The sequence below is a fragment of the Protofrankia sp. CiP1_Cm_nod4 genome (assembly GCF_982290645.1).
In genome coordinates this window covers 48,537-52,411 of record NZ_CEVIVC010000024.1, presented here as the reverse complement: position 1 = coordinate 52,411, position 3,875 = coordinate 48,537, and the positions used below count along the sequence as shown (strand labels likewise).

Genomic DNA, 3,875 nt, shown 5'->3' with positions numbered 1-3,875 from the left:
GGGGCGGACGGCGTGCCGGGAGACGATCAGCCGCAGGAGGCGGGCCGGGGGCGGGCCGGTCTCCTCGACCTCCTCGACGCAGGCGTCGTCCAGGTCCGGGACGGCTCGCAGCACCGGCTGGCGCACCCGTTCGATCATTTGTTCCACCCGCTGCATGGCCAGCATGCCGGCCATCAGGAGGAGCGGAAATCCCAGCACAACCGCCACCGATCCGGCCACCACGTCCCCCGGCCCCCATCGACAACACGGAAAGTTCCGATGTGATCCCTTTCCGTTATCTCGCTATCGGTCCTACCCGTGGTCGCGGGGCATTCACTTCCTGCCGCCGACTTCGTACCCAGAGGGTGAGTACCGCCGCGGACGCCGGACAGTGGTGGCTGGCGGCGGTATCATTACCGGGCCCAGCCGGGCGCCGATCGTAAAGCGGTGCCTGTCACCATGTCTGTTATGCCGAGGTCCGCCGTGACGCAGTCGGCCGGCTCGGGTGGCCCCCCGATGAGCGGGCACCGCCACAGGCCCTGGTCGGTCGGGCGGGCCGTGCCGAGCGACGCCGAGCTGTGGACGCGGACGCGGATGCTGGTCGAGCAGATCGAGGTCGCCCAGGCGGAGATCGTCCTGCACCGGGCGGCCTACGAGCGGGCCACCGAGGAGGAGACGGCGGACCGCCCGTGGCTGCGCAGCCCGGTGGAACGTCTCTCGATCGCCCGGATCGCCCGCGCGCTGGCCGCGGAGCTGGCCGCGGTGGGACGCTTCCGGGTGTGGGCCGAGGAGCTCCACTACTTGCAGGAAGAAGCCCGCGCCCGCGGGTGCGGGGCGGCCGGCTGACGGGATCGTGGGACCGGCTACGGCCGGGCCCGCGAGCGAGGGCATGCCGAGGGCCTTACACCGAGGGCTTCACGTGGCGGAGGGCCCCACATGGAGGGGCCCACGTTGAGGGCTTCACACTGAGGGCCCGGTACGGGGCCCTCACACGGAGGCTGCGAGGTCCTCCAGCAGCCGGCGGGCCCGCGTCGCCCCGGTGAGGTTGCCCTTCTTCTCGTAGCAGGCGACCGCGGCGTCGACCTTCGGCCGGACCAGGTCGCTCTGCCCGGTCCGGTGGAGCACCTCGGCGTAGGTCAGCCAGGCCTGCGCCTGCCCGTCCCAGTCGTCGGTCCGGCCGGCGAGGTCGCAGGCGGCCTCGGCGAACCGCACGGCCTCGACCTCCCGGTCCCGCCCCCGCATCGCGAGCAGTTTGGCGTGCACCCCGCACCAGCCCGCCTGGGCGGGCACCTGGTCGCCGGCGGCGGCGTCGCGGGAGCGCGACACGTAGGTGGCGGCCTCGTCCAGGCGCCCGAGCTTGACCAGGACGTCGGCGAGGGCCGCGGCACGGGTGGCCAGGTGCGCGCGCTCGCCCATCCGGGCCAGCCGGCGGCAGCTGCGCCGCAGCTCGTGCTCGGCCGTGTCGAGGTCGTCGGTGAGCAGGGCGATCCGGGCGACGACGAAGCCCCCGTACAGCGGGTCCCCGCGGGGGCTGCGCACGTCCCAGTCGATCGCCTCGGCCCGGATCAGGTGCTCCATGCCGGCGTCGACGTCCCCGGCCATCGTGTGCAGCAGCGCCAGCTGGGCGAGCAGGGAGCGGCGCAGGCCGCGGTCGTCGCCGACACCGGCCAGCGCCCGCTGCGCGCGCTCGATCGACTCGCCGACCGGCCGGGGAGCCAGGCTGAGCAGGTGGACGAGGTCGCGCCTGGTCGTCTGGACGTCGCGCAGCACCCCGGACTCCTCGGCGTGCCGGACGGCGGCCTGCATCGCCCGTTCCGCCAGGGCGTAGCAGCCGGCCGCCATGTAGGCGGCGGCCTGGCTGCGGCAGGCGAGCGCGGCGCCGACCTCGTCCCCGCTCTGCATGAAGATCGGTAACGCCCGGGTCGCCTCGCCGAGGGTCTCGGCGACCAGCCCCTCCGGGCTGGTGGCGAACATCAGCCGCAGGTGGGCGAGGCGGGCGTGGGCGCGCAGGCCGGCCTCGCCGATCCGGGTGGCCCGGTCGGTGGCCTGGCGCAGCATGCGTTCGGCGTCGCTGAAGCGGTCGAAGGAGTACAGCGCCCAGCCAAGGTCGATCTCGGCGCGTATCCGCAGCGGATCTGTCACTGGAAGTAGCTTGACCGCCCGTTTGAGGAGCCCGGCCGCTCCTGTCTCGTCGCCCTGGCGGACCCGGTCGGCGGCCTCGATCAGGCAGGTGGCGGCCTGCCGTCCCAGCTCCTCGGTCTCGGCGTCGCGCAGCCCGAGCGCGACCCGGTACCGGTAGGCCTGCTCCAGGTGATAGCCGACGAGCTCGTCGTGCTCGCCGGGCCGCCCGGCCATCCGGGTCTGCAGCCAGCTCGCGTACCCCTGGTGCAGGTCCGCCCGCTGCCGCTTCGACGTCGCCTGGTAGGCGCAGTCGCGCAGCAGGACGTGCAGGAACCGGAACGCCTCCACCCCGGGCAGGTCCGACCGGTCGGGATGGACCAGCTCCTTGCGGACCAGCGACAGGCAGTGCTCGGCGACCGCCGCCCGGTCCGCCGGGGCGGAGAGCTCCACCACCGCGTCCAGGTAGAAACGCTGCCCGACCACGGCGGCGCGCTCCAGGACCCGCCGCTCGTGGGCGTTGAGCCGGTCCAGCCGGGCGGCGAGCAGCGCGGAGATCGTCGGGGCGACCTGGACCGAGCCCAGGTTGCCGGTGGCGATCCAGCGGTCGCCCTCGCGGCGCAGCAGCCCGTCGTCGACGAGGGCCGCCAGCGTCTGCTCGACGAACAGCGGGTTGCCCGCGGCCGAGTCGGTGATGCGCGCGACCAGCGCCGGGTCGAGGTCGTTCGAGCCCATCAGGGTGCGGATCAGGCGCTGGCAGCGCTCCTCGCTCAGCGGCTGCAGCAGCATGGACGTGGCGTTGAGCTTGCCGCCGCCCCACGTCCGGCGTTCCTCGAGCAGTTCCGGCCGGGCCAGGCACAGCAGCAGGACCGGCGCTTCCCGGGACCAGTCGGCGACGTGTTCGATCAGGTCCAGCAGGGTCGGCTCGGCCCAGTGCACGTCGTCGAACCAGACGATCAGCGGACGTTTCTCGGCGAGCGCGGCGAGGAAGGTCCGTACCGCCCAGAAGCTCTCCTGCGCGCCGACCTCGGCGCCGCCGAGCCCGACCAGGGGTGCCAGCCCGTCCACCACGGCGGCGGCGTCCCCGGTGACGCCGCTGGTGACGTTACCGACCTCCTCCAGCAGCTCGCGCAGGCGGCGGCGGCCCTCGGGCGCGCTCTCGTCGGCGGACATCCCGGTCGCCTGCCGGACCATCTCCATCAGCGGCCAGTAGGTGATGCCCTCGCCGTAGGACAGGCAGCGCCCGGTGAGCACCGTCGCCCGCGGCGCCATCGCCTCACAGAACTCCCGGACCATCCGGGACTTCCCGATACCGGCCGGGCCGAGCAGGGTGAACAGGTGGCAGGTGCGTTCCTCGATCACCTGCTCGAGGGCGTCGTCGAGGCGGCGGCGCTCCCGGTCCCGGCCGATCACCGGGGCGGCGAAGCCCTCGGGCGCGAACCGCGCCCCCGGCCCGATCCCCGGGTGGGTCAGGTCGATCAGGCGGTGGGCCCGCAGCGGCGCCCGCTTGCCCTGGACGACCAGCGGCCCGACCGGTTCGGCGCGTACGTGCGGCCGGATCAGCCGCAGGGTGGCGTCCGCGATGAGGATCTCGTCGGGGGCGGCGGCCTCCTCCAGCCGGGACGCGACGTTGACGGCGTCCCCGGTGACACCGCCGCCCGTCCCGGGCCCGCCGACGGTGACCTCGCCGGTGTTGATGCCGATGCGGATGCGGAAGCGGAACCCCCAGTCACGCTCCAGGTCGGCGTTGAGCACGTCCATGCTGGCACGGATCTCGC

Annotated in this window: 3 protein-coding genes; 1 reads left to right on the top strand and 2 read right to left on the bottom strand. The window is 73.9% G+C overall.

Annotated elements, in window-relative coordinates:
- The coding region (locus tag AC5LSR_RS07380) for a hypothetical protein (protein WP_250284511.1) at window positions 1–207 on the bottom strand (207 nt) is incomplete at its 3' end.
- Between the two features lie 288 nt (window positions 208–495).
- Here AC5LSR_RS07380 and AC5LSR_RS07375 point away from each other — a divergent pair.
- Entirely contained in the window at window positions 496–825 is a 330-nt protein-coding gene (locus AC5LSR_RS07375) for a hypothetical protein (RefSeq protein ID WP_250284509.1), read from the top strand.
- A 141-nt stretch (window positions 826–966) separates the two neighbouring features.
- On the opposite strand, the gene AC5LSR_RS07370 is transcribed toward AC5LSR_RS07375, so the two are convergent.
- The coding region (locus tag AC5LSR_RS07370) for an ATP-binding protein (RefSeq protein WP_493468280.1) at window positions 967–3,875 on the bottom strand (2,909 nt) is incomplete at its 5' end.

Excerpts from the sequence above, each read along its gene's own strand:
- AC5LSR_RS07375 (WP_250284509.1), top strand. The coding sequence starts at position 496 with ATGAGCGGGCACCGCCACAGGCCCTGGTCGGTCGGGCGGGCCGTGCCG.